We start from the raw sequence: 25,722 nt of genomic DNA, 5'->3' as shown, positions 1-25,722 counted from the left end.
TGTTCTCCTTACCAGCGATAGCTGAGGCTGGTGACCAGGCTGCGTGCCTCGCCGCGATAGCAGTAACCCTGCTGGCAATTGATGTAGCGCTTGTCGAGCAGGTTGCGCGCGTTGAAGCCCAGGCGCACGCCGTCCAGGTCGCCGGCAAAGTCGTAGTGCACGCCAGCGTCGACCAGGGTGTAGCCCTCGTTCTTCTGGGTGTTGGCGGCATCGCCGAAGTTGCTGCCGGTGTAGCGCGCACCCGCGCCCAGGCCGAGGCCGAACGGCAAGCGGTAGTCGAGCCACATCGAGGCCAGATGGCGTGGCACGTTGAGCGGTTGCTTGCCCTGATTGCCGTCGTTGCTCTTGGTCACCTCGGCATCGTTGTAGCTGTAGCTGGCAGTCAGCTTGAGGCGCTCGCTCAGGTCGGATACCGCTTCCAGCTCCAGGCCCTTGGAGGTCTGCTCACCGGTGGCGATGCTGCGGGTCGGGTCGGCCAGGTCGCGGGTCAACACGTTTTGCTGGGTCAGGTGGTACAGCGAGGCGGTGAGCAGGGTCGAGCTGCCCGGTGGTTGGTACTTCACGCCCAACTCATATTGCTCGCCCTCAGTGGCCTTGTAGGGGCTGCCATCGGGCTGGCTGCTGCTCTGTGGCAAAAACGAGGTGGCGTAGCTGGCGTAGGGCGCGACACCGTTGTCGAACAGGTACAGCGCGCCGATCGAGCCGGTGGTGGCCGCGTCGTCGTCCTTGCGCTTGCTGCCGGCGAGGTGATTGCTGCGGCGAACATCTACCTTGTCACGGCGCAGCCCGGCCGACAGGCGCCAGCGGTCGATCTCGATCTGGTCTTGCAGGTACAGGCCGCTGCGGTGCTCCAGACCGTCCTCGTCGGCCCAGGCCGTGTTCGGGCGCGCAACCGGCTGGTGGTAGTCGGGCGCGTAGCGATCGATCGAAGGCCCGGGGCCCATGGCGTACAGCAGGTCGGTTTCAAGCAGGGCATAATCCCAGCCGCTGACCAGGGTGTGGCGCAGGCTGCCGGTATCGAAGCGGCTGACCAGGCGGGTGTCGGTCGACAGCGAGGTCATGTTTTCGTAGACGCCGACGGCTTGTCGATCGAGCACCGAGCCACGCTCCTGGAAGGGCTGCATGTACTGGTTGGTGGTGTCGACCTGGCCGTAGCGCAGGTTTTGCTGGAAGGTGAAGGTGTCGTTGAGGATGTGCTCGAACTCGTAACCCAGGGTCCACTGGCGCTGTTCGAGTTTGTCGAAGTATTCATCGCCCTGCCAGAAGTTGCTCAGGTGCTCGCCTTGCTGGTAGAGCATCGGTGAACCGGCGGTTTCACGCTCCTGGTATTGGGCGAGCAGGGTGAGACGGGTGTCGGGGTCGATCTGCCAGCTCAGCGATGGCGCGATCAGGCGCACGTCGTTGTTCAGTTGCTCGATGTAGTTTTCTGCATCGCGGTAGACACCGACCACGCGGTAGAGCAGGTCGCCTTGTTCGTCCAAGCGTCCGCCGAGGTCGAACTGGCCTTGTTGGTGGTTGTAGTTGCCGGCCTGGATCTGCACTTCGTTGCGTGCGTCCAGGCTCGGGCGCTTGCTGACCCTGTTGACCATGCCGCCGGGGCTGATCTGGCCGTACAGCACCGAAGCAGGGCCTTTGACCACTTCGATGCGTTCCAGGTTGTAGGCTTCGGTCTGGTACAGCGACAGCCAGCCGCTGCCGGGTTGGCGCAGGCCGTCGAGGAAGTCGGCGGACATGGTGGTTTCGAAACCGCGCACGCTGATCATGTCAAAGCGCGGGTCCAGCCCCGAGCTGCCCACACGCACGCCGGCGGTGTAAGCGACGGCGTCTTCGACGCGGTCGACCTTGCGGTCGGCGATCTGCGCAGCGGTGACGACACTGACGCTTTGCGCGGTTTCAAGGATTGGGCGGTCGGTCTTGGTTGCGCTGCTGGCGTTGCTGGCGTAGTAGCCGCTGACCGGGGCGAAGGCGCTTTGGCTGGCGTTGGCGTCGATGTTGGTGGGGTCGAGTTGCAGGCTGGTGTCGGTCGCGGTGGGCAGGATGACGTAGCCGGACTGGGTTTTGTGCGGGCTAAGGTTGGTGCCCTGGAGCAGGCGGGCGAGGGCTTCGTCGAGCGTGCCGCCTGGCTGGGTGCCTTGGGTTGTGAGGTTTTGAACGTTTTCTGGGGAGAAGGAGAGGGTGATGCCCGAGCGTTCGGCGAAGGTGCTCAGGGCTTGGGCCAGAGGGCCCGGGGGGATGGTTGGCGCGGTTTTTTCGGCGGCGCTGGCGCTGCTGGCCAAGAGGGCCAGGGCCAGGGCCAGGGCGGTGGGGAGGTTGCTGCTGTGGGGTGGCATTGGGGCGGGTCCGTTCGAGGGGATATCACTGCTAACCGGATGAGGTGGGGAAGTCCGACAGTTTTTTTCTGGCGGCTTCGGCTATTTGTGGGTTGTCCTCTGGCTCTGTGGGCTTATCCGTTTTCTGTGGTGGCTGGAGAGTGTCAGATTTTTTGTGTGCGGGCCGGTAATGGCCTGCCGCTGGGCAGGCCGGGCTTTTACCAGGTCGGCCTGATAAATCGGTCGCCGTACAGAATCGCAAATTGATTCATCGCATTTTTCCAATCATGCGCCGCCGAGCCCCAGTTTGCCGTAATGTTGCGAAGCCCAAGCCAGATCAGCTTGGTCGCTGCGTCATCAGTCGGGAAGTGGCCTCGCGTTTTGATGATCTTGCGTAGCTGGGCGTTGATGCTTTCGATAGCGTTGGTCGTATAGATCACTTTTCGAATGGCAGGTGGGAAGACAAAAAATGGGATCACTCGATCCCAAGCTCGTCTCCAGGCCGCCACGACCGCTGGGTACTGCTTTCCCCAAGGGCCATTTTCAAAGGCACCCAGTGCTTCCTCAGCCGCTTCTGCGGTGATGGCCTGATAGACCGGTTTAAGCGCCTTGGCCAGCTCACGGCGCTTATCCCACGCCGCATAATCGAGGCTGTTGCGGATCAAGTGGACGATGCAGGTTTGCAGCGTTGTCGCCGGAAACACTGCACTTAGCGCCTCTGGCATGCCTTTGAGACCGTCGGTAACGGCTATCAGCACGTCTTCTACGCCGCGGGTCTTGAGGTCGTTGAATACCTTCATCCAAAACTTCGCACCCTCAGTGTTTTCGATCCAGATGCCAAGAATATCGCGCGTTCCATCGGGTAAAACACCCAGCGCTAAGTAAATCGCCTTGTTGCGGACAAGGCCTTCTTCGCGGATCTTGACCCGCAGCGCATCGAAGAAAATGACTGGGTACATCGGCTCAAGCGGTCGCTGTTGCCACGCACCAATTTCCTCCATCACCTCGTCAGTGACTGAGCTGATGAAGTCATGGGAAACGTCCGTCCCGTATTGCTCAGAGAGGAAAGCGCGGATTTCTCGAACGGTCATGCCTCGGGCATACATGGCGATGATCTTGTCATCAAAACCGGTGTAACGCCGCTCATGCTTGGGGATCAGAATGGGGGCAAAACTGCCATCCCGATCACGGGGAATCTCCAGCCGCAGCGGGCCATCCCCTGTCAAAACCGTCTTGCCCGTTTTGCCGTTGCGCTGGTTGGTTTCATCCTCTGGGCGCTGCGCGCCCGGCGGATACCCCAGGTGGTGACCGAGCTCAGCACTCAATGCTCGCTCAATCAAAGCCTTCTTGAAGGCCGCAGAAGCGTCTTCGATAGCCTCTGCGGTCATCAGCCCTTCACCGAACTGCTCGAGCAGCTCCTTGGGGATTTTTGGTAGGTCACGCAGGGGTTTCTTTTTGGTTGGCATACATGCACCTCTTACTCATGTTATGCCCGAACACAAAATTTCTGACACCCCCGGTGGCTGTTAGGGCCCCTTTCGCCCTTACGGCGAGTCACTTTTTTGGCAAACGCCCCAAAAAAGTAACCAAAAAAATGCTTGGCTCCACATCCGGCCCCTCCGCTGCGCTGCGGGGTTCCCTCGCTTCGGTCTTGCTCCCGGGAGGACCGCGCTGTACGGGCCATCCTGGCCCGCAGCGCTTGCCGGGCATCCATGCCCGTCACCTCCCTTCGCAAGACCTGCGCTCGGCCTCCTGAGTCGCCGGTGGATCAAGAGCAAGATGAAGATCAAGAGCACGCCTCGCTGCGCTGGCGCAGATCAAAAGCGAAGGTCAAATGCTGGGGCCGCTTTGCGGTCCCGCCCTTGATCTGCGCCAGCGCAGCGAGGCGTGCTCTTGATCTTGATCTTGATCTACCAGCGACCTCAGAAGGCCGAACGCAGGCATTGCGAAGGGAGGTGCCGGCCATGGATGGCCGGCAAGCGCTGCGGCCCAGGATGGGCCGTACAGCGCGGTCCTCCCGGGAGCTATGCCGGAGTGAGGGGACCCCGGAGCGCAGCGCAGGGGCCGTATGTGGGAGCGAGCCCTTTTTTGGTTACTTTTTTGGGGCAAGTGACTCGCCGTAAGGGCGAAAGGGGCCCGCACTGCCACAACAGAAAATGGATAAGCTCACAAAACAAGCAGCAGACCACAGATCAAACCGCCACAACCCGAACCCACCACCGCGTCCGCTCCACCACCCTGACCGGCAACAACCGCTCGATATTGCCCAACAACCCCTCAGGGTCATCCAAACGAAACACCCCACTCAATCGCAGCCCGGCAACCCCTGCATCACACCCAAGCCACCCAGCCCGATACCGCCCAGCCTCGGCCAAAAACTCCCCAAGCCCCACATCACTGGCAACCAACACCCCCCGACTCCAACCAAACGGATCGATCCCCACGCCTACCAACGGCTTGATCCCTCCGCCATCTACCGCCACCCCATCCCCTGCAGCCAACTGCTGCATCCCGCCAGCCGCGTGCACCAACACTTGTCCCCGCGCCACATGCACCTCAGTGAACCCAGCCCGCTCCCGCACCACCGCACGCGCTCCGCGCCCTTCACAACTGGCGAAGCGGCAACCGGCAACCCAGCTCGGCCCATCCAGCAACACTTCACCCGAACGCAGCACCATCCGCCCAGCCTCGATATCCACTGCACTGTCGGTGTTCAACAGCACCTCACCACCAGCGGCCAACGGCACCCGCCGACGCTCCCCGGTAGCCGTGGCAAAGTCACTCCGCCAGCCAGGTGCGGTATGGCTCAACAGCAACGCGCCACTGCCAACCGCCAAACCCACCCCAAGCAAGGACAGCATCCGCCGTCGACCCACATCAACCTCGGCCCGGCGTAACACGGCCGAGGTCTGCGCTGCATCCGGTAACCGCCCGGGGTCAAACTGACCAGCCAACTGGCCCAAGCGCAGCCAGGCCAACTCATGCCGGCCATCGCGCTGCCGCCAGGCCATTAGCTGCGCCTGCAACTCGGGGTGGTGCGGCTGATCGCGCAGGCGCATTTGCCACTCGATGGCCTTGCACACGATCGCCTCCGGCAACCGCTCCGCGCTCGCGCTCACAGGGCATCCTCGAAGCACACCCGATAGCAGTGGAGCAGGGCGCTGGCTACGTGTCGCTCGGCCGTGCGGCTGGAAATACCTAACTGCTCGGCCACTTGCACGTGGGTCAGGCCGCTCAGTTGGTAAAGCAGGAATGCCTCACGCACGGCCGGCTTGAGACCGTCGAGCATTTGCGCGATGCGCTCCAGACATTGCAGCGCCTCATGGCGTACTGCAGGGGATGGAAAACTGGCCTCTGGCTGCAGGGCCAGGGTCTCAAGGTAGGCGCGTTCCAGTGCATCGCGGCGCCAGTGATCGATCACCAGGCCGCGGGCGATGCGCGCCAGCAACGCCCGCGGGGCGCGGTCGCTGATCGGCTGGTTGCGCACCAGCAAGCGCACGAACGTGTCCTGCGCCAGGTCGGCAGCCTGCTGCGAGCAGCCCAGCGAACGCCGCAGCCATGCCTGTAGCCAGCTGCGCTGGGTGCCGTAGAGAACCTCAAGAGGGATGATCGAATCTGTTTCATGCAGCGACATGCGACGCCCCTGGCAGACAGGCACAGTTGAATTGAGGACCGGGCGCAAGATAAAAGCGAATGGTTCCCAATTCAACTTATTTATTGTCTGCTGCGAAGCTCTTTTGGCGCCGCCTGCCGTGCCCTGCTAAGCCTGGCGCAAGCTTCAGCCAGCAGGCAGCAGCGAGGAATGATGATGGCTGATCAGCCACTCGCTGCCGGTCCAGTTGTAGGTAAAGGTATATCGAGCGGCCACTTGCTTGCCGGTCGCCGCAAAATCGAATGTGTACAGCCCGGCCAGTGACGCCTGGTTGCAACCGATGCTGACATGGTGACTATCGAGCGTGCCGGATGGGCGGTCAGCAAGGAAATGCTTGAAGTAGTCAACACGCTCGGCAGTGCTCAGCCGCGGCAGACTGGACACCGTGGGTAGCAACAGCGCGTCTGCTGTATACAGCCTGGCCACGGCCGTGGGATCACCGCTCTGCAAGCTTGCATTCCATTGGCTGAACAGTGACAGCACGTCATCGTCGGCAACTGGCTGGCACTCTTTGGTTACCGCAGTCGCGTACGCAGGCAGGCACAGGAAAGCTACAGATAGGTAAAGGCAGGGGCGGTTCATGTTGAAACTCCTTGGAAGCAGGCCGCCGGGTGGGCCTGCAAAGCATCCAAGGTAGAAACAACTACGTGCGATAAATGTAGGTAAAGGGTCTCAGCTAATGAGCGACTTTTCGCTGTTTTTGCCCTGCTCAAGCTGCAGGCTCAACTGCGCGACCTGTTGCAACAGCAGGTCACGCTCTTCCTTCAGACGACGCAGTTCATCACGGCGAACGGAAACAAAAAGGGTCTGGACAGGAGTGTTTTGCATCAAGGTACCCATTGCACACCTCGCAATTGGCTAGTGACATTCTAAGCGTAGCCGCTCATACGGCGCGCATTCTGAATTCTTTCTGCGAGCTTGGGAACTTTTTTGTTTATGGTGGTCAGGCCGTTCGTCGCTGAACCCTTTGCCGATGAGCTGGACTAATCTGAAAACCTGAACCGCCTTGTCATTTATTTCTGAGGGGAGCGACGCCACATGCAACTGGGAATCGTCGGGCTGGGCCGCATGGGCGGCAATATTGCAAGACGGCTGATGCGTGCCGGGCATCGTACCGTGGTCCATGACCGCAACCGCGACGCGGTCACCGCCCTGGAAAATGAAGGCGCCCAGGGTGCCCACGACCTGGGAGCAATGATTCAAAAAATGAAAGCACCGCGCGCCGTGTGGGTGATGCTGCCAGCCGGCGAGCCGACCGAGCAGACCATCCGCCAGCTGGCCGACCTGCTCGAACCAGGCGATGCGATCATCGACGGCGGCAACACCTTCTACAAGGACGACATGCGCCGCGCGGCCGAGCTGTCCCAGCGTGGCCTGCATTATCTGGATGTCGGTACCTCCGGCGGCGTCTGGGGCCTGGAGCGCGGCTATTGCATGATGATTGGCGGCGAGAAAGACGTATTTGAGCGCCTGGAGCCGCTGTTCAGCGCACTGGCCCCGGGTGTTGGCGAGATCCCGCGCACCCAGGGCCGCGAAGGTGCGCACGCACGTGCCGAGCACGGTTACATCCATGCCGGCCCGGCAGGCTCCGGCCACTACGTGAAGATGATCCACAACGGCATCGAGTACGGCTTGATGCAGGCCTATGCCGAAGGCTTCGACCTGCTGCGCAGCAAGGGCAGTGATGAATTGCCCGAGGCCCAGCGCTTTGACTTGAACGTGGCAGAAATCGCCGAAGTCTGGCGCCGTGGTAGCGTGGTCACCTCGTGGCTGCTCGACCTGACCGCCGACGCGCTGGTCGCCGACCCGGCCTTGGCTCAGTTCAGTGGTTCGGTGTCGGACAGTGGTGAAGGCCGCTGGACCATCGACGCTGCCGTCGAGCAGGCCGTGCCGGTCCCGGTTTTGTCCAGCGCGCTGTTTGCCCGCTTCCGTTCACGCCAGCAGCAGGGCACCTTCGGCGACAAGGTCCTGTCGGCCATGCGCCTGGGCTTTGGCGGGCATGTCGAGAACAAGCGCCCATGAGCCAAGCGAAGATACCCGCAGCACCGCCGTGCACGTTGTTCCTGTTCGGCGCCAGCGGTGATCTGGTCAAGCGCCTGCTGATGCCGGCGCTGTACAACCTCAGCCGCGACGGCCTGCTCGATCGCAATTTGCGTATCGTCGGCGTTGACCACAACGCCGCCAGCTCAGAGGAGTTTGCCGAGCGCCTGCACAGTTTCATGGCCAACCGCGAGCAGGGCGCGACCAAGAACCTCGATGAAAAGGTCTGGGCGCGGCTGGCCAAGCGGCTGGATTACCAGACCGGTGATTTCCTCGACCCGGCCACTTATCAGGCCCTGGCCAAGCGCGTCGAGGGCACCCGCCATGGCAACGCCATCTTCTATCTGGCCACGTCGCCGCGATTCTTCCCTGAGGTCGCGCAGCGGCTGGGCGAGGCGGGCTTGCTCGATGAGTCGGCTGGGGGTTTCCGCCGGGTGGTGATCGAAAAACCGTTTGGCACTGACCTGGCCAGCGCCGAGGCGCTCAACGCCTGCCTGCTCAAGGTCATGCATGAACGACAGATCTACCGCATCGACCATTATCTGGGCAAAGAGACCGTACAGAACATCCTGGTCAGCCGCTTCTCCAATGGCCTGTTCGAATCGTTCTGGAACAATCACTACATCGACCACGTGCAGATCACCGCTGCCGAGACCGTCGGCGTCGAGACCCGTGGCGCGTTCTATGACAACACCGGCGCGTTGCGCGACATGGTCCCCAATCACCTGTTCCAGCTGTTGGCCATGGTCGCCATGGAGCCACCAGCTGCATTCGGCGCCGATGCGGTGCGCGGCGAGAAGGCCAAGGTGATCGGCGCCATCCGCCCTTGGTCGACCAAGATGGCCCTGAAAAACTCGGTGCGTGGCCAGTACAGCGTCGGCAAGCAGGGCCGCAAGCGCGTGCCGGGATACCGCGAAGAAGCCAACGTAGCCCCCGACAGCCAGACCGAAACCTACGTTGCCTTGAAGGTGATGATCGACAACTGGCGTTGGGCTGGGGTGCCTTTTTACCTGCGTACCGGCAAGCGCATGAGTGTGCGTGACACCGAGATCGCCATCTGCTTCAAGCCAGCGCCGTACGCCCAGTTTCGTGAATCGGAGCTGGAGCGACCCAAGCCCAACTACCTGAAAATCCAGATCCAGCCCAATGAAGGTATGTGGTTCGACCTGCAGGCCAAGCGCCCGGGGCCGGAGATGATCATGGAGAATGTCGAGCTCGGATTTGCCTACAAGGACTTTTTCAAGATGCCGCCGGCCACCGGCTACGAGACCTTGATCTACGACTGCCTGACCGGTGACCAGACGCTGTTCCAGCGCGCTGACAACATCGAAAACGGCTGGCGTGCCGTACAGCCGTTTCTCGATGCCTGGGCCAGCGAGAGCAAGGTGCATGAATACCCCGCCGGCGAGGATGGCCCGGAAGCGGGCAACGAGCTGCTCAGCCGTGACAAGCGTGAGTGGCATAGCCTGGGCTGATGTTGCCGGGTCGGTAGAGCTTTTCGGTGATTTAACCCGCCCAACCTGTTCAACCCATGCCAAGGAGTTTCAATGCCAGCCCCGATCGAAGACTACGCTCTGCTCGGCAACTGCCGTAGCGCCGCCCTGGTCAGCCGCGACGGTTCGATCGACTGGCTATGCCTGCCGCGCTTCGACGCCCCGGCGGTGTTTGCCGCCTTGCTCGGCAACGAAGAGAACGGCCGCTGGCGCCTGGCGCCCTCCGATCCGGTTGAGAGCAGCACGCGCCAGTACCTCGAAGACAGCCTGATTCTGGAGACGGTGTACAGCACCGCCAGCGGTCGGGCGCGGGTGCTTGATTTGATGCCGCTGTGTGACACCAACTCAGTGATTCGCATCGTCGAGGGGCTTGCTGGCGAGACCAGCTTCGAGATGGACCTGGTGCTGCGTTTTGATTACGGCCGCAGCGTGCCCTGGGTGGAAAAGATCGACCTGCTGACCCTCAGCGCGGTGGCTGGGCCCGACCGCCTGATTCTTTCCAGCAGCGTCGCCACCCATGCCTGGGACCACCATACCGGTGTGCGCTTTCGCGTAGCTGCCGGCGAGCGCCAGGTGTTCAGCCTGCGCCATCAGCCTTCGCATCTGCCGGTGCAGCCCGACTGCGACCTGGACGAGGCATTTGTCCATACCCTCAACGAGTGGCAGACCTTTGCCGGCCGCTGCCCCGACGTTGGCCGCTATAGCGCTCAGGTGAGGCGTTCACTGATCACGCTCAAAGCGATGACCTATGCTCCAACTGGCGGCATCGTCGCGGCGGTGACCACCTCGCTGCCAGAACGGGTCGGCGGTGAGCGTAACTGGGACTACCGATATTGCTGGCTGCGCGATGCGACCATGACCTTGCTGGCATTCATGAACCTGGGCTACTTCGACGAGGCGCAAGCCTGGCGCGAATGGCTGCTGCGTTCGGTGGCGGGCAACCCTGAGCAGATGCAGATCATGTACGGCCTGGCCGGTGAGCGCGATCTGCAGGAGTACGACCTGCCGTGGCTGGCGGGCTATGAGCACTCTCAGCCGGTACGGGTCGGCAACGCTGCGGCCGGGCAGCATCAGCTGGATATTTACGGCGAAGTTGCCGATGCCATGACCCAGGCGATCAAGGGCGGCCTGCCGCGCCATCCCCGCAGCGCGGCCATTGCGCGGTTGATCCTGCCCTATGTGGAGAGCATCTGGCGCGAGCCGGACGAAGGTATCTGGGAAGTGCGCGGCGGCCCCCAGCACTTCGTGCATTCCAAGGTCATGGCCTGGGTCGCTTTTGACCGTGCCGCGAGCCTGGCGGAAACCACCGAAGAGGAGCTTGATCGCAGCAAGCATTACCGTCGGGTGGCGGACGAGATTCACCGCGAAGTCTGTACCAAGGGGCTCGACCCAAGCGGTGAGCATTTCGTCCAAGCCTACGGCTCCAGCGAAATGGACGCCAGCCTGCTGCAGATTGCCCTGACCGGATTCTTGCCAGCCGACGATCCACGTTTTGTCCGCACCCTGGAGCAGATCGAAAGCCGGCTGCAGAAGAACGGCTTGTTGCTGCGTTACGACAGTGACAGTTGCGGCGATGGGCTGTCGTCGGGGGAGGGGACGTTCCTGGTATGTTCGTTCTGGTTGGCTGACGTGTATGTGCTGCAGGGTCGCCACGAGCAGGCCGACGCGCTGTATCAGCGCTTGCTCGGGCTATGCAACGACCTTGGCTTGCTGGCCGAGCAATACGACCCAACCGGGCAGCGTATGCTCGGCAACTTCCCGCAGGCATTCAGCCATATCGGCATCATCAACACCGCGTTGAACCTGCATAAGGTGCAGTGTCCGGCGCGGGCGCGTTGTGGCTGAACCGGGCCGAGTCAGTTGACTGCGTCCTTGATCCCCTTGCCCGGCTTGAACACCACTTTATTGGCTGACTGGATCAGCATCGGCTCACCGGTCTGTGGGTTTCTCCCCATCCGCTCGGCACGCGGGGTGAGGGAGAATCTGCCAAAATTGACAATTGCGATCTCTTGCCCTGATTCCAGCGTTTCGGTGATGACCTTGGTGAACGCGTCGAGAAAATCTCCAGCGTCCTTTTTGCTGATTGCCGCACGTTGGGCAATATCGTTAACCAGTTCATTCTTGTTCATCAAGTCACTCCGGATCAGTCCTTTAATTTTTCCGGCGCGGAGCCTTGGCTGGCATGCCCGGAGCAAGGTGCAACGATCAGAGTGTCAGCTGGCGCTGGCGCCAGCACAACTGGTAGAAATGTCAGGTGCGGGAGGTGCTGAACCGTGAGCCAGCCCATCAGCCTTGGCACATGCCTACCGCCTGCATTGACCCCCGCAATTTACGAACCAATCGCACTGAAAGATGCAGTCCTGGTTAACTCAACTCCGCCATTCCAATGACTAACCCGGCTGCCGGCTATGTTAGAAGTAAGCGCCCAGTCACCCATGGACCGCGCCAATGAACCTGTCCGCCACGCCCCGTTTCAGCGCGTTCTGCTTTGCCTGCTTCCTGCTTTCGATTGCCTATGGTGCAACTTTTTTGCTGTCGTTGCTGGTGCGCTCGTTCGGCGGCAATGAGCATGACGCCGGCCAGGTATTTGCGGTAGCCATGGCCAGTACCTTGGTCGCGGTGCTGGTTTCCGGCCACGTGCTGCAGCGTTTAGGCGCGGCCCGCTGTATTGCGCTGGGTGCATTGTGCCTTGTGCTCGCGTCACTGGGCTTCGCCATGGCGCCGGGGCTGGGCCTGATGCTGATGGCTTGCGGCGCACTGCTTGGCATCGGCTGGGGCGTGTTCTACACCGTGGGGCCGATCATGGTCGCGGCGATGGTCGCGCCGGCGCGACGCACGCACTGCTTTGCGCTGTTGTCCGGGAGCATGCTGGCCGGCATCGGCAGCGGCCCTTTGGCGGGCAAGTTGGCGGCGCTGGCGGGGCTGCCGGTGCAGGCCACGTTCATCACTGCCGCGTTGACCGCAGCGCTGGGCGGTGGCTACTTCTGGCGCTTGGGCGCGGCCACCGCCATCGCCCAGCAGCGCCCCAGCGAGCCGGTACAGATCAGCCTGCGCTCGGCGGCCGAGGTGCTGCGCTCGCGCTCGGCGTTGTCGATCGTGATGGTCGGCCTGGGTGGGGCGATCTTTGGCGGCATGGGCAGTTTCCAGACCAGTTACGCGGCCAGTCTTGGTCTGGACTATTCGCTGTTTTTCATCGGTTTCATGGGCGCCGCCATCACCTGCCGGTTGTTGATCGCTGGCTGGGTGGTCAAGCGCAGCCCGCTGCCGACCTCGCTGGCATTGACCACGTTGATGCTGATCGCCGTGCTGGGTTTTGCCAGCTGGGTGCATGACAGCCTCAGCTATGTGCTGGCTGCCGGCGTGCTGGGCATCGGCTATGGCCTGAATTACTCGGTGATCAATGGCCTGGCAGCCAATGAAGCGCCGCCGCAACTGACCGCGCAGGCGTTGCTGCTGTTCAGCCTGGCGTATTTCATCGGCGTATTCGGCTTCCCGTTCTTCGCCGGTAAGCTGATCAGCCAGAGCGGCGTCTCGGGCATGTTGTTCACCGTCAGCGTGATCGCGCTGTTGGTCTGGGCGCTTGCAGCTGGCCGTTGCCTGTTGCAACGCCTGCAGCGCAGAGCGCCGCTTGCCGAGTGAGTAACGCCGGCAAAACTGTTAGCCTTGACGGGTTTCAGTCGTTTTGGACAGGCCATGGCCAACCACAAGATCGAGATCCGCCGCCGTAACGTCGAAAAGATTCTCCACGCTGCCGAAAAGGTCTTCGCCGAGAAGGGCTTCGGCGCGACGTCGATGGGCGATATCGCCGAGCAGGCCGAGCTGCCGCGGTCCAACCTGCATTACTACTTCAACACCAAAGACGACCTGTACCGCGCCGTGCTGCAGGACCTGCTCGAAGTGTGGAAGCAGGACGCCCTGTGCTTCGAGCGTTTCGACGACCCGCGGGTGGTGCTGACCAGTTATATCCGGGCCAAGATGAGCCACTCGCGCTCGCGCTCGCTGGGCTCAAAGATCTGGGCTGAAGAGATGCTTCACGGCGCGCCGCTGCTCGGCACCAGTCTGGACGAAAGCCTGGTGCCGTGGGCGCAGTTGAAGGAGAACAAGATCCGTCGCTGGGTCGAAGAAGGGCAGATTCTGCCGGTCGAGCCGTCTGCCTTGCTGTACATGATCTGGGCCGCCACCCAGCACTACGCCGACTTTGGCTATCAGGTAACGTTGCTCAACGGTGGTGAGCCGCTGTCGGACATGGCCTTTGAGCGCGCCATCCAGACCGTAACCGGGGTGATCCTGCGCGGGATCGGCCTGGAGCCCTGAAACAGCTGCGCCGGGCTTGAGCCCGGCGCACTGTATAGCCGCTGTTCAGCCCTCAGCTGGCTTCGCGGTAGGGGTTGCGCGGGTCCTGGGTCCAGTTCAGATAAGGCTTGCCGGTGTCCTGCGGGACCATCTCGATACAATTCTCGACCGGGCAGGTGATCTGGCACAGGTTACAGCCCACACACTCCTGATCGATCACGCTGTAGATGTGCGTGCCATCAGCCTTGACCGTGCTGTCGATGGCCTGGTGCGAGGTGTCTTCGCAGGCAATATGGCAGCGGCCACAACCGATGCAGGCATCCTGATCGATCTTGGCGATGACCTGATAGTTGATGTCCAGGTACTTCCAGTCAGTCGTGTGCGCCACCGCCTGACCGCGGAACGCTTCCAGGCTTTGATGGCCATGCTGATCCATCCAGCGCGACAAGCCGTCCTGCATGTCCTCGACAATCCGAAAACCATGCAGCATCGCCGCCGTGCACACCTGTACCGCGCCACTGCCCAGGGCGATGAACTCGGCAGCATCACGCCAGTTGCCAATGCCACCGATGCCGCAGATCGGCAAGCCGCGGGTCTGCGGATCGCGGGCAATTTCTGCAACCATGTTCAGCGCGATCGGCTTGACCGCCGAGCCGCAGTAGCCGCCGTGGGTGCTCTGATCGCCAACGATAGGGTGGGCGACCATGCGGTCCAGATCGACGCTGGTGATCGAGTTGATGGTGTTGATCAGCGACACCGCATCGGCGCCTCCGCGATGGGCAGCGCGGGCCGACTGGCGGATGTCGGTGATGTTCGGCGTCAATTTGACGATCACCGGCAGCGAGCAGTAGGTCTTGCACCAGCGGGTAACCATCTCGACGTATTCGGGCACCTGGCCGACCGCCGCGCCCATGCCGCGCTCGGGCATGCCGTGGGGGCAGCCAAAGTTGAGCTCGATGCCGTCGGCGCCGGTGGCTTCGACCAGCGGCAGGATGAACTTCCACGACTCCTCTTCACAGGGCACCATCAGCGACACGATCAGCGCGCGATCCGGCCAGTCCTTCTTCACCTGGGTGATCTCGCGCAGGTTGATCTCCAGGGAACGGTCGGTGATCAGTTCGATATTGTTGATGCCCTGCACCAGCCGGTTGGCGCCGAAGTGCGCCGAGTAGCGCGACGACACGTTGACTGCGGCCGGGTCTTCGCCGAGGGTTTTCCAGACCACACCGCCCCAGCCCGCCTCGAATGCGCGAACCACGTTGTAGGCCTTGTCGGTGGGTGGTGCGGAGGCCAGCCAGAACGGGTTGGGCGCCTTGATGCCAGCGAATACGATCGACAGATCGGCCATTTATGCGGCCTCCACATTGAGCATGAGTTGGGCATGGATGGCTTCAGCGGCCAGTTTGCCGTGTTGCACTGCCTCTACGGTGAGGTCCTGGCCGAGCGCCGTGCAGTCACCGCCGGCATACACGCCGGGTAGGCTGGTGCGCAGGCACTGGTCGACGCGAATGCGCTCGCCGTCGCGGGCCAGTTGCGCGGCCAGTGGGTCGCTCAGGCTGGCGTCGTCGAAGCGTTGGCCGATGGCCTTGAAGATGGCATCGGCAGCCAGCTCGAAGCTTTCGCCGGTGTCGCGCAGGCGACCGTCGGCCATCTCGGTACGTATGAAGCGCATGCCACGCACGCGACCCATGTCATCCAGCAACACCGCATCGGGGCGCGCCCAGGTGTGCAAGCGGACTTGGTTGGCCTTGGCGATATCCTGTTCATGCTCGGTGGCGCCCATGTCGGCATGGCCGCGGCGATACACCAGGTTGACGTCGCGAGCGCCGAGGCGGCTCATCTGTACGGCCATATCAATCGCCGTGTTGCCCGCGCCGATCACCAGGCAGCGCTCTGCCAGCGGCAGTTGGCTGAGGTCATCAGCCTGGCGCAGCTCGCGGATGTACTCGGTGGCTGCAAGCAGGCCTGGCGCCTCTTCGTCCGCCAGACCCAGCTGGCGCACGGCATTCAGGCCCACACCGAGGAACACCGAATCGTATTGCTGATGCAGCTCGGTGAGGCTGAGGTTGGCGCCCAGGCGCTGGCCATGGCAAATCTCGATGCCGCCGATGCCGAGCAAGAAATCGACCTCGCGCTGGGCGTAGTCGTCCACCAGCTTGTAGCGGGCGATGCCGTATTCATTGAGGCCACCGGCCTTCTCCTGCGCTTCGTAGATCACCACGTCATGCCCGTGCATGGCCAGCCGGTGCGCGCACGACAGCCCGGCAGGGCCTGCGCCGACCACGGCAATGCGCTTGCCGCTGGCGGGTGAGCGCTTGAACGGGTGTTCACTGAAATTGGCATTGTCTACTGCGTAGCGTTGCAGCAAGCCGATCAGGACCGGTGCGCATTCCTGGGCGCTGTTGCGTACGCAGGCTTGCTGGCAGAGGATCTCGGTCGGACAGACCCGCGCGCAGCTGCCGCCGAGGATGTTCGCCGAGAGAATCTTCTCGGCCGCACCTTGCAGGTTGTCGTCGCTGATTCGGTGGATGAACGACGGAATGTCGATATCACTGGGGCACGCGTTGATGCACGGTGCATCGAAGCAATACAGGCAGCGAGCGCTTTCCACAGCGGCCTGGCGGGCGGTGAGGGGTGGGGCGAGATCGCCGAAGTTATCGGCCAGTTGTTCGGCGCCGGCACGCGGGCGCGGCAAGTGCTTCAGGGCATCGATCACGGTTGGAGCCTCTCTCTTTTTTTTGTCGGTACAGGCGGCGGTTACTCGCCTGGCCGGTCTGGGTTGATGGCAGACAACAGCAATACGGCTGCGCCCGGCCTCTCCCGGGCCGGTGCGCCTTGCAGGCTGAATCAACGCTCGACTGGCGTCGGGCGCTGGTGCTCGGCGCGGCGGCTGAGCACTTCGAATACCGAGGGGTAGGCGGGCCGTTCCAGGTAGCGCCCGGCGCCGGCTTCGGCGCGCAGGTCACCGTCAGCCCAGACCAGTCGGCCCTGGCTGATGGTGTGGCTGGGGATACCGCGCACGGTGCGGCCTTCGAAGATATTGAAGTCGACCCGTTGATGGTGGGTCTTGGCCGAAATCGTCCGTGTGCCTTGCGGGTCCCACAGCACCAGGTCGGCATCGGCGCCGACGCGAATCGCGCCCTTGCGCGGGAACAGGTTGAAGATCTTCGCGGTGTTGGTCGAGGTCAGCGCAACAAACTCGTGCATCGACAACCGGCCACTGTTTACGCCTGCGTCCCAGAGCACGGCCATGCGGTCTTCGATGCCGGCGGTGCCGTTGGGGATGCGACTGAAGTCATTGCGCCCGGCGCCTTTCTGGTCGGCGCAGAAGCAGCAGTGATCGGTTGCAGTGGTGTGCAGGTTGCCCGATTGCAAGCCGCGCCACAGCGCTTCCTGGTGCTCGCGCGGGCGGAACGGCGGGCTCATCACATAGCCGGCGGCTGTGGACCAGTCCGGGTGGCGATAGACGCTGTCGTCGATCAGCAGGTGGCCCGGCAGCACTTCGCCGTAGACCGGCTGGCCCTTGGCCCGGGCGTAGGTGATTTCGTCGAGTGCTTCGCGGGTCGAGACGTGCACCAGATACACCGGCGTACCCAGCGTCTCGGCGATGCGGATGGCACGGCTGGCGGCTTCACCTTCTACCTGCGGCGGGCGTGACAGCGGGTGTGCCTCGGGGCCGGTCATGCCCTGGGCCAGCAGCTTTTGCTGAAGGTGATAGACCAGCTCGCCGTTTTCGGCATGCACGGTCGGCACCGCGCCCAGTTGCAGGCAGCGCTCGAAGCTGGCGACCAGAGTATCGTCGGCCGCCATGATCGCGTTCTTGTAGGCCATGAAATGCTTGAAGCTGTTGACCCCATGCTTGGCCACCAACTCGCCCATCTCTTCGGCAACCTGTTCGCTCCACCAGGTGATGGCGACATGAAAACCATAGTCACTGGCCGACTTCTCGGCCCAGCCGCGCCAGCTATGAAAAGCCTCGAGCAGCGACTGCTGCGGGTTGGGGATGACGAAGTCGATGATCGAGGTGGTGCCACCGGCCAGGCCTGCAGCGGTGCCGGTGAAAAAGTCATCGCTGGCCACGGTGCCCATGAACGGCAATTGCATATGGGTGTGCGGGTCGATGCCACCAGGCATCAGGTACTGGCCACTGCCATCGAGGATCTCGCAGCCGGCGGGTACATCGAGGTTTTGCCCAATGGCCTGGATACGGCCATCGACACACAGGACATCGGCGGAGTAGCTCTCTTCGTGGGTGACCACGGTGGCACCACGGATCATCAGGGACATGCCGTCTTCCTCGCAGGCTGACCGGTCTTGGCCGGTTCTTGAAATTATCGTGCTGCCAGTAGCTGGAGGATATTTTCAATCCTGTCAGACCTGACAAGAATGAAATCTAGTTGTTGATCTACTATTGTTCAAGAAATATTTTTATAAGCATATATCGTTATTAAGCAACTGATTTATAAGGATAAAAATCAAAATTCACCAAAATGGTGAGGCATCTCACCATTTTGACGCACTTGACAAGATGCCAATTTGGTCAAGATTTCTCATGCGAAATCAGTTGTTTAAATCCAGTCACACTCAGGCACGTCAAACTGAAAATAAATTGCCTGCACCAGTTTGAAACCCACAGCGGTGAATAGGGTTTGACGTTCACCGGCCACCACCACCGAGGGCAACACCGAACAATGACTTGAATGCTTTGCACAACAGCACGTTACCTGCGGCCGGCGGCGGCAAGCGAGACAGGCCTTGGCCGACTCGGCACGTTTATTGAGTGCGCCCGCAGCCAGGCCGGGCCGCAGGTGCAGTACTGCTGGTGGTACTCCGGCCATCGCATTAGCCCGATGAGCAAACAATTAGAAAAACCTGGAGAAGGCCCCATGCAACAGAGCAGATCGCAAGTGATCGAAAAGGACGGCTTGTGCGAGTTGTCCGAAGGCTCCGACGTCCTCGACAGCCCGCGCTACAACGACGATATGGCACCGACCAAGGTGCACCAGCGCACCTGGAACAAGTGGCACATCACCGCGCTGTGGGTGGGCATGTCCATCTGCGTGCCGACCTACACCCTGGGCGGTGTGCTCACGGCGTATTTCGGCCTGAGTGTGGGCGAAGCGCTGCTGGCGATCCTGCTGGCCAACCTGATCGTGTTGATCCCACTGACCCTTAACGCCTTTCCCGGCACCAAGTACGGCATCCCGTTCCCGGTGCTGCTGCGCTCGTCATTCGGCATCATCGGCTCGAACGTGCCGTGCCTGATCCGGGCGGTGGTGGCCTGTGGCTGGTTTGGCATTCAGACCATGTTCGGCGGCCTGGCCATCCACCTGTTCCTCAGCTCGATCTTCGATGGCTGGAAGGCCCTGGCCGGCACCGGTGAGGTGATCGGCTTCATGATCTTCTGGGTGCTCAACCTATGGGTGGTGCTGCGCGGGGCTGAGTCGATCAAGTGGCTGGAGACGCTCTCGGCACCGCTGCTGGTGGCGGTCGGTTTTGGCCTGCTGTTCTGGGCCTTGCCGCATATGTCGATGACCGAACTGCTGGCGCAGCCGCCAAAACGCCCGGAAGGCGCCAGCGTGGTCAGTTACTTCTGCGCCGGGCTGACGGCGATGGTCGGCTTCTGGGCCACCTTGTCGTTGAACATCCCCGACTTCAGCCGCTACGCCAAGAGCCAGAAGGACCAGATTCTCGGGCAGATTTTCGGCCTGCCGCTGACCATGTTCCTGTTCGCTTCACTGGGCGTGGTGCTGACCGCTGCCTCGGCGTCGCTGGTGGGTGAAACCCTATCCGACCCGGTCAGCCTGATCGGCCGCATCCAGAGCCCAGGCTGGGTCGCGCTGGCGATGGCTCTGATCGTGATTGCCACTTTGTCGACCAACACCGCGGCCAACATCGTCTCGCCGACCAACGACTTTCAGAACATCGCCCCGCGCCTGATCGGGCGCACCCGCGCAGTGCTCCTGACCGGTGTAATCGGCCTGCTGCTGATGGGCCATGAGCTGCTGAAGAAACTGGGCTGGATCGTCTCCGACCTGAGCCTTGAGAGCGTGTATTCCAACTGGCTGCTGGGCTATTCGAGCCTGCTCGGGCCGATCGCCGGGATCATGGTGGTGGACTACTTCCTGATCCGCCGCCAGCAACTGGACCTGGCCGGGCTGTACCGCGACGACGTCTATCCGGCCTGGAATTGGGCCGGTTTCGTCGCCTTTGCCCTGCCAGTGGCGCTGACGGTGATGTCGATCGGCAACAGCAGCTTTAGCTGGTTCTACGACTACGGCTGGTTTACAGGTTCCCTGCTGGGTGCGGCGCTGTACTACGTGCTCGGCCCGCTGGCCGCCCGCAGCCCGGTGCGCCTGGCCAAGCAGTTGCCATGACGCCGGACGCACAACCACGCAGCCACTCATTTGCCTGAGGAGATATGCCCATGACCCCTGCCAAGGAAGTCCTGCAATCCAGCCACAGCCACGTCGACAGCCAGCGCTTGTGGCAATCATTGATGGAACTGGCGCGCCTCGGTGCCACGCCCAAGGGCGGCGTCTGTCGGCTGGCCTTGACAGACCTCGACCGCCAAGCGCGCGACCTGTTCGTGCAGTGGTGCGAGGCCGCTGGCTGCAGCGTCAGCATCGACGCAGTCGGCAATATCTTTGCCCGCCGGCCCGGGCGTAATCCTGCGCTGGCACCGGTGATGACCGGCAGCCATATCGACACCCAACCCACTGGCGGCAAGTTCGACGGCTGCTTCGGCGTCATGGCCGGGCTGGAGGTGATCCGCACCCTGAATGACCTGGGCGTAGAAACCGAAGCACCGCTGGAAGTGGTGGTGTGGACCAATGAAGAAGGTTCACGCTTTGCGCCGTGCATGATGGGTTCCGGGGTGTTCGCCGGCAAGTTCACCCTGGAAGAGACGCTGGCCAAGACCGATGCGCAAGGCGTCAGCGTCGGCGAGGCCTTGAACGCGATCGGCTACGCCGGCCCGCGCGCGGTGCTCGGCCATCCGGTGGGCGCTTATTTCGAGGCACATATCGAGCAGGGGCCGATCCTTGAGGATCAGGCCAAGACCATCGGCGTGGTGCTCGGCGCGCTTGGCCAGAAGTGGTTCGACCTGACCCTGCGCGGGGTCGAGGCGCATGCCGGGCCGACGCCGATGCACCTGCGCAAGGACGCTCTGGTCGGCGCGGCGGCGGTGGTCGAAGCGGTCAACCGCACCGCGCACAGCCATCAACCGCATGCCTGCGGTACGGTCGGCTGCCTGCAGGCGTATCCCGGCTCACGCAACGTGATCCCCGGCGAAGTACGCATGACCCTGGATTTCCGTCACCTTGAAGCCGATCGGTTGCAAGCGATGATCGCCGAAGTGCAAGCGGTGATCGAGGCGACCTGTGCCAAACATGGTCTGAGTTTCGAGCTGACGCCGACTGCGGATTTCCCTGCGCTGTATTTCGACAAGACCTGTGTCGAAGCCGTACGCAGTGCTGCAGGTGCGCTGGGGCTGTCGCATATGGATATCGTCAGCGGGGCAGGGCATGACGCGATCTTTCTTGCCGAGCTGGGGCCGGCCGGGATGATCTTTGTGCCATGCGAAAACGGCATCAGCCACAACGAAATCGAGAACGCTACGCCGGAAGATCTTGGCGCTGGATGCGCGGTATTGTTGCGCGCCATGCTGGCGGCCTCGGAGGCGATTGCCAGCGGGCGCCTGGCGGCCTAGCGGGGCACATGTGCAAAGGGCAGCAGGCGCTGCCCTGATGCACTTACCCGAACACGGGACGCATGAAGCTACGCTCGTAGCTGAGGATAAAGCGCTGTTCGGTTGCCAGGGCAAATGCGGCCTGACACTCAGGGTCGCTCTCCGAGTCCTTGCGGTACTGCTCGTAGGCGGCAAGGCTGGGGAAGCTGAACTGACAGTAAGCGATATTGCTCGCGCCCTCTGCGGGCAGCAGATAACCGTGATGGGTGCCGCCCATGCGATTGACCAGGCCGATCCATAGCCGCGCGTAGGTCTCGAATGCAGGTATCTGATAGGGGTCGATAACGTATTTCAGGTGGCAGGTGATCACAGCTTCAATCCTTTGCGTGAGGGAACTCGGCCGCCTACAGTAGCCGGATCGACCGTTGGCGTCGACCCGCCGCAACCGCCCTGAACTTTAGCCCTCAGTCTCGCCTCGTAATATCTAGACACATCCTCTGATCCAGTCAACCGAGGCACGCCATGTCGTCGCTTATTCATCCGCACGCCCGCTTCAAGCCCTATCACTCGGCGGCGGGAGGTTGGGGTTCGGCGCACTCCGTGATGACCATCCTCTGGCGTGAGCAGGCCTTGGCCAAGTCACCCAAGGCGCTGTTCAAGCAGAACAAACCGGACGGCTTTGCCTGCGTCAGTTGCGCCTGGGCCAAACCGGGTAATCCGCACGCGCTGGAGTTCTGTGAAAACGGCGCCAAGGCTACCGCCTGGGAGCTGACTTCGTTACGCACCGAGCCTGAGTTCTTCGCACGGCATACGCTCAGCGAACTGCGCAGCTGGAGTGACCACGACCTTGAGCAGCATGGGCGCTTGACCGAACCGCTGCGCTATGACCGTGCCAGTGATCGCTATCTGCCGGTGAGCTGGGAGCAGGCCTACCGTGAAATCGGCCAGACCTTGCGCAGGCTGTCGCCCGAGCAAGTGGTGTTCTATGCCTCGGGGCGGGCTTCGCTGGAAGCCTCGTTCATGTACCAGCTGTTTGCCCGTGCCTACGGCAGCAACAACCTGCCGGACAGCTCCAACATGTGCCACGAGAGCACCTCGGTTGGCTTGCAGGAGAGCATTGGCGTGCCGGTCGGCACGGTTACCCTGGAAGACTTCGAGCAGACCGACTGCATCTTCTTCTTCGGCCAGAACGTCGGCAGCAACAGCCCACGCATGCTTCACCCCCTACAGCACGCGCGCAGGCGCGGGGTACCGATCATCACCTTCAACCCGCTGCGCGAGCGCGGCCTGGAGCGCTTCGTCAACCCGCAGTCACCGCGCGAGATGCTTGGCCCAGACTCTACGGTGATCAGCAGCCAGTATCATCAAGTGGCCATCGGTGGCGATCTGGCGGCGGTGCTTGGCATCAGCAAGACGCTGCTGGAGATGGACCGCGTGGCGCATGTCGAGGGCCGGCCGGCGGTGCTCGATCATGCCTTCATCGCCGAACATACCGAGGGATTTGCCAGCTTTGTCGAACAGATCAACAGCTACAGCTGGGCTACGCTCGAGCAGCGCTCTGGGCTGCCCCGCGCAGCGATGGAAGCCGCCGCCACGGTATATGCCCGCAGTGAGCGGGTGATGCTGGTGTTCGGCATGGGCATGACCCAGCATCGTCATGGCGTAGCCAACGTGCAGATGCTGGTCAACCTGTTGCTGCTACGCGGCAACATCGGCAAGCCCGGTGCCGGGGTGTGCCCGGTGCGTGGCCATTCCAACGTACAGGGCCAGCGCACGGTAGGGATCACCGAAGATCCGGCCAAAGTGCCGGTGGACAAGATTGAAGCGCTGTTCGCCTTCAAGGTGCCCGAGCAGATGGGCCTGGCTACCGTGGATACCTGTGAGGGCATCCTCGCAGGCTCGGTGAAAGCCTTCATCGGTCTGGGCGGTAACTTCCTCCGGGCTATCCCGGACACCTCGCGAATGGAGCCGGCCTGGGCCAACCTTGAGTTGAACGTGCAGGTCGCCACCAAGCTCAACCGCACCCACTTGCTGCCGGGGCGCGATGGCTGGTTGCTGCCGTGTCTGGGGCGTATCGAGATCGACCGCCAGGACGGTGTGGCGCAAAGCTACAGCACCGAAGACAGTACCGGCTGCCTGCATGGCTGGCGCGGCACCGCGGAGCCGGCCAGCGAGCACCTGCGCGCCGAAGTAGCGATCATTGCCGGGCTGGCCGAAGCGACCCTGACCGCGGGGCAGGCGAACATCCCCTGGGACGCCTGGCGCCGTGACTACGCGCTGATACGCGAGGCGATCACAGCGGTGTATCCGCAGATATTCCACGACATGGAAACCCGCATGTGGCAGCGCGGTGGTTTCCATCGGCCGCTGCCGGCCTGCGAGCGCCAGTGGCAGACCGAATCGGGCAAGGCGCAGTTCGTCACGGCCGGGCATGATGATGACGTGTCTGTCAGTCCTGAGCGGCGTGATGTACTGCAGTTGATGACGCTGCGCAGCAACGATCAGTTCAACACCACCATCTATGGCTACGATGACCGCTTTCGCGGCGTGCATGGTACCCGCAGCGTGGTGTTCATGAACCGCAGCGATGTCACCCGGCTGGGCTTCGTTCCGGGCGACTGGGTCAACCTGCGTACCGCCGTCGAGCCTGACGTGCGCCGCGAAGTCGGGCCGATGCAGATCATCGCCTACGACATCCCCGCAGGTTGCGCGGCGGCGTATTACCCCGAGTGCAACGCATTGATCCCGCTGTGGCATCACGCCGAACGGAGCAAAGTGCCGGCGGCCAAGTCGGTGCCGGTGACGCTGCATCCTGGGCAGCCCTCGGCGCAGGACCTGCAGCGCGCGCTGGCGCAGGGCGAGCAGATTGTTTGAAGCCGCTGATGCCGGCGCCGCGTTGCTGGCGGCGCGCGCGCAGTTCGCGATCACCATCAGCTTTCACATCGTTCTGGCCGCCTTCAGCATTGGCCTGGCGCAGTGGTTGCTGGTGCTCGAGGCGCTGTGGCTGTGGCGGCGCAATCAGCACTGTCTCGACCTTTACCGCTACTGGCTGAAGATCTTCGCCCTGACCGTCGCGGTCGGCACAGCGTCGGGGCTGGTGATGGAATATCAGTTCGGCCTCAACTGGTCAGTGTTGTCGGTGAAGGCGGGCGAGGTGATCGGCCCGCTGATGTTCTATGAAGTGATGGTGGCGTTCTTTCTTGAGGCGGGCTTTCTCGGGGTGATGTTGTTCGGCCTGAACAAGGTCGGCCCGCGCCTGCATTTTCTGGCGACCTGTGCGGTGGCGCTGGGGTCACTGGTCAGTGCCTTCTGGATCATTTCGGCCAACTCGTGGATGCACACGCCAGCGGGTTACTCGCTGGCCGGCGACGGCCGCTTTCTGGCCGAGGACTGGTGGGCGATCGTGTTCAACCCTTCGTTCCCTTATCGGCTAACGCACATGCTGCTGGCGGCAATGCTGGGCACGGCGACCATGCTCGCCGGCGCTGCGGGCTGGCATCTGCTGCGCCAGCCGGGCAATCCGCGTGCTCGGCTGCAGTATTCGATGGCGCTGTGGGCAATCGCGCTGCTGGCACCGGTGCAGATCATTGCCGGCGACCTGCACGGTCAGCACACACTGCAGGTGCAGCCGATCAAGGTCGCTGCCATCGAAGGCAGCTGGACCCGCCCGCCAGCAGGTGCCGGTGAGCCGCTAAGACTGTTCGCCGTGCCTGACATGGCCGAGCAGCGCAATCATTTCGAAGTGGCGATTCCGCGCCTCGGTTCGCTGTACCTGACCCATGACCTGAGCGGCACCATCAGTGCGCTGGACGAGTTCCCGCGGGCCGACTTACCGCCAGTGGCCATCGTGTTCTACGCCTTTCGCGTGATGGTCGGCCTCGGTGTGTTGATGGCCGCGTTGGGCCTTGCCAGCCTGCTGCTGCGCTGGCGCGGACGGTTGTGGCACGCCCGCTGGCTGCAATGCGCGAGTGTTGCGCTGGCGCCGGCGGGCTTTGTCGCCATGCTCAGCGGCTGGATCGTCACCGAGGTCGGCCGCCAGCCGTTTACTGTCTATGGCCTGCTGCGCACGGCAGACAGCCTGTCGCCGGTGGCCGCGCCGAAAGTGATCTGGGCCACGCTGGCGATCCTGTTGGTGTACACGCTGGTATTTGGCCTGGGCCTGTGGCTGTTGCTGCGCCTGCTGGGCAAACCACCCGGGCCAGACGAGCGCAGCCCGGCGCCGGCCTTGAGCGAGGAGACTTGAGC

Annotated in this window: 20 protein-coding genes; 9 read left to right on the top strand and 11 right to left on the bottom strand. The window is 62.6% G+C overall.

The genetic code is table 11. From position 1 onward, the window contains the following. Positions 1-8: 8 nt before the first annotated feature. The 6 genes from HU736_RS08155 to HU736_RS08130 form a co-directional block, all read right to left on the bottom strand. Positions 9-2,330: a TonB-dependent siderophore receptor gene (locus HU736_RS08155; protein WP_186699332.1), complete on the bottom strand. Its 2,322-nt coding sequence runs from the start codon at positions 2,328-2,330 to the stop codon at positions 9-11. A 197-nt stretch (positions 2,331-2,527) separates the two neighbouring features. Beyond that, positions 2,528-3,775, bottom strand: coding sequence for an IS256 family transposase (locus HU736_RS08150; protein WP_105642849.1), 1,248 nt, complete (start codon positions 3,773-3,775; stop codon positions 2,528-2,530). Between the two features lie 726 nt (positions 3,776-4,501). Beyond that, the gene (locus HU736_RS08145) at positions 4,502-5,428 is read right to left on the bottom strand and encodes a DUF4880 domain-containing protein (protein WP_186698854.1); all 927 of its coding nucleotides are present in this window, start codon (positions 5,426-5,428) and stop codon (positions 4,502-4,504) included. Beyond that, positions 5,425-5,943: a sigma-70 family RNA polymerase sigma factor gene (locus tag HU736_RS08140; RefSeq protein WP_103437908.1), complete on the bottom strand. Its 519-nt coding sequence runs from the start codon at positions 5,941-5,943 to the stop codon at positions 5,425-5,427. Before HU736_RS08140 ends, HU736_RS08145 begins: the two co-directional genes overlap by 4 nt. 144 nt (positions 5,944-6,087) lie before the next feature. Then, on the bottom strand, positions 6,088-6,543 hold the full coding sequence (locus tag HU736_RS08135; RefSeq protein WP_186698855.1) for an SgcJ/EcaC family oxidoreductase: 456 nt from the start codon (positions 6,541-6,543) through the stop codon (positions 6,088-6,090). A gap of 90 nt (positions 6,544-6,633) precedes the next feature. Further along, positions 6,634-6,801, bottom strand: coding sequence for a DUF6026 family protein (locus HU736_RS08130; RefSeq protein WP_178080778.1), 168 nt, complete (start codon positions 6,799-6,801; stop codon positions 6,634-6,636). 198 nt (positions 6,802-6,999) lie between these two features. Between HU736_RS08130 and gnd the strand changes: the two genes are divergently transcribed. The 3 genes from gnd to HU736_RS08115 all read left to right on the top strand — a co-directional run bounded on the left by gnd (position 7,000) and on the right by HU736_RS08115 (position 11,339). Next, a complete protein-coding gene (gene gnd, locus HU736_RS08125; protein ID WP_186698856.1) occupies positions 7,000-7,983 on the top strand; it encodes a phosphogluconate dehydrogenase (NAD(+)-dependent, decarboxylating) in 984 nt (327 codons plus the stop codon). After that, complete coding sequence (gene zwf, locus HU736_RS08120) at positions 7,980-9,476, top strand: glucose-6-phosphate dehydrogenase (protein WP_186698857.1); 1,497 nt, start codon at positions 7,980-7,982, stop codon at positions 9,474-9,476. The genes gnd and zwf overlap by 4 nt, the downstream gene beginning before the upstream one ends. Positions 9,477-9,548: 72 nt before the next feature. Then, complete coding sequence (locus tag HU736_RS08115; protein ID WP_186698858.1) at positions 9,549-11,339, top strand: glycoside hydrolase family 15 protein; 1,791 nt, start codon at positions 9,549-9,551, stop codon at positions 11,337-11,339. Between the two features lie 11 nt (positions 11,340-11,350). On the opposite strand, the gene HU736_RS08110 is transcribed toward HU736_RS08115, so the two are convergent. Next, the gene (locus HU736_RS08110) at positions 11,351-11,623 is read right to left on the bottom strand and encodes an HU family DNA-binding protein (RefSeq protein WP_103437903.1); all 273 of its coding nucleotides are present in this window, start codon (positions 11,621-11,623) and stop codon (positions 11,351-11,353) included. A 319-nt stretch (positions 11,624-11,942) separates the two neighbouring features. Here HU736_RS08110 and HU736_RS08105 point away from each other — a divergent pair, with 319 nt between their 5' ends. Next, on the top strand, positions 11,943-13,133 hold the full coding sequence (locus HU736_RS08105) for an MFS transporter (protein WP_186698859.1): 1,191 nt from the start codon (positions 11,943-11,945) through the stop codon (positions 13,131-13,133). Positions 13,134-13,187: 54 nt separating this feature from the next. Then, positions 13,188-13,808 (top strand): TetR/AcrR family transcriptional regulator, encoded by a 621-nt coding sequence (locus HU736_RS08100; protein WP_101320893.1) that lies wholly within the window; start codon positions 13,188-13,190, stop codon positions 13,806-13,808. Positions 13,809-13,860: 52 nt separating this feature from the next. On the opposite strand, the gene preA is transcribed toward HU736_RS08100, so the two are convergent. From preA to hydA, 3 genes are all read right to left on the bottom strand, one after another. After that, positions 13,861-15,135, bottom strand: a complete 1,275-nt coding sequence (gene preA, locus HU736_RS08095) for an NAD-dependent dihydropyrimidine dehydrogenase subunit PreA (protein ID WP_101320890.1) — start codon at positions 15,133-15,135, stop codon at positions 13,861-13,863. Then, positions 15,136-16,503, bottom strand: coding sequence for an FAD-dependent oxidoreductase (locus HU736_RS08090; protein WP_186698860.1), 1,368 nt, complete (start codon positions 16,501-16,503; stop codon positions 15,136-15,138). 131 nt (positions 16,504-16,634) lie between these two features. Further along, positions 16,635-18,074, bottom strand: a complete 1,440-nt coding sequence (gene hydA, locus HU736_RS08085; protein ID WP_186698861.1) for a dihydropyrimidinase — start codon at positions 18,072-18,074, stop codon at positions 16,635-16,637. A gap of 599 nt (positions 18,075-18,673) precedes the next feature. On the opposite strand from hydA, the gene HU736_RS08080 reads away from it, so the two are divergent. Together HU736_RS08080 and HU736_RS08075 are read left to right on the top strand one after the other, a co-directional pair. Continuing rightward, positions 18,674-20,164 carry an NCS1 family nucleobase:cation symporter-1 gene (locus tag HU736_RS08080; RefSeq protein ID WP_186698863.1) on the top strand — a complete coding sequence of 497 codons (1,491 nt, stop codon included), beginning with the start codon at positions 18,674-18,676 and terminating at the stop codon, positions 20,162-20,164. Between the two features lie 50 nt (positions 20,165-20,214). Further along, positions 20,215-21,498, top strand: a complete 1,284-nt coding sequence (locus tag HU736_RS08075) for a Zn-dependent hydrolase (protein WP_103437898.1) — start codon at positions 20,215-20,217, stop codon at positions 21,496-21,498. Between the two features lie 43 nt (positions 21,499-21,541). On the opposite strand, the gene HU736_RS08070 is transcribed toward HU736_RS08075, so the two are convergent. Continuing rightward, positions 21,542-21,847, bottom strand: coding sequence for an NIPSNAP family protein (locus tag HU736_RS08070; RefSeq protein WP_103437897.1), 306 nt, complete (start codon positions 21,845-21,847; stop codon positions 21,542-21,544). Positions 21,848-21,999: 152 nt separating this feature from the next. On the opposite strand from HU736_RS08070, the gene HU736_RS08065 reads away from it, so the two are divergent. Together HU736_RS08065 and HU736_RS08060 are read left to right on the top strand one after the other, a co-directional pair. Continuing rightward, positions 22,000-24,351: an FdhF/YdeP family oxidoreductase gene (locus tag HU736_RS08065; RefSeq protein WP_186698865.1), complete on the top strand. Its 2,352-nt coding sequence runs from the start codon at positions 22,000-22,002 to the stop codon at positions 24,349-24,351. Then, a complete protein-coding gene (locus HU736_RS08060) occupies positions 24,344-25,720 on the top strand; it encodes a cytochrome ubiquinol oxidase subunit I (protein WP_103437895.1) in 1,377 nt (458 codons plus the stop codon). The genes HU736_RS08065 and HU736_RS08060 overlap by 8 nt, the downstream gene beginning before the upstream one ends. Positions 25,721-25,722: the final 2 nt, after the last annotated feature.

Origin of the sequence: Pseudomonas shirazensis, from assembly GCF_014268785.2 — a bacterium.
GTDB classification, from domain to species: Bacteria; Pseudomonadota; Gammaproteobacteria; order Pseudomonadales; family Pseudomonadaceae; genus Aquipseudomonas; species Aquipseudomonas shirazensis.
This window is presented reverse-complemented; position numbering and strand designations above follow the sequence as displayed.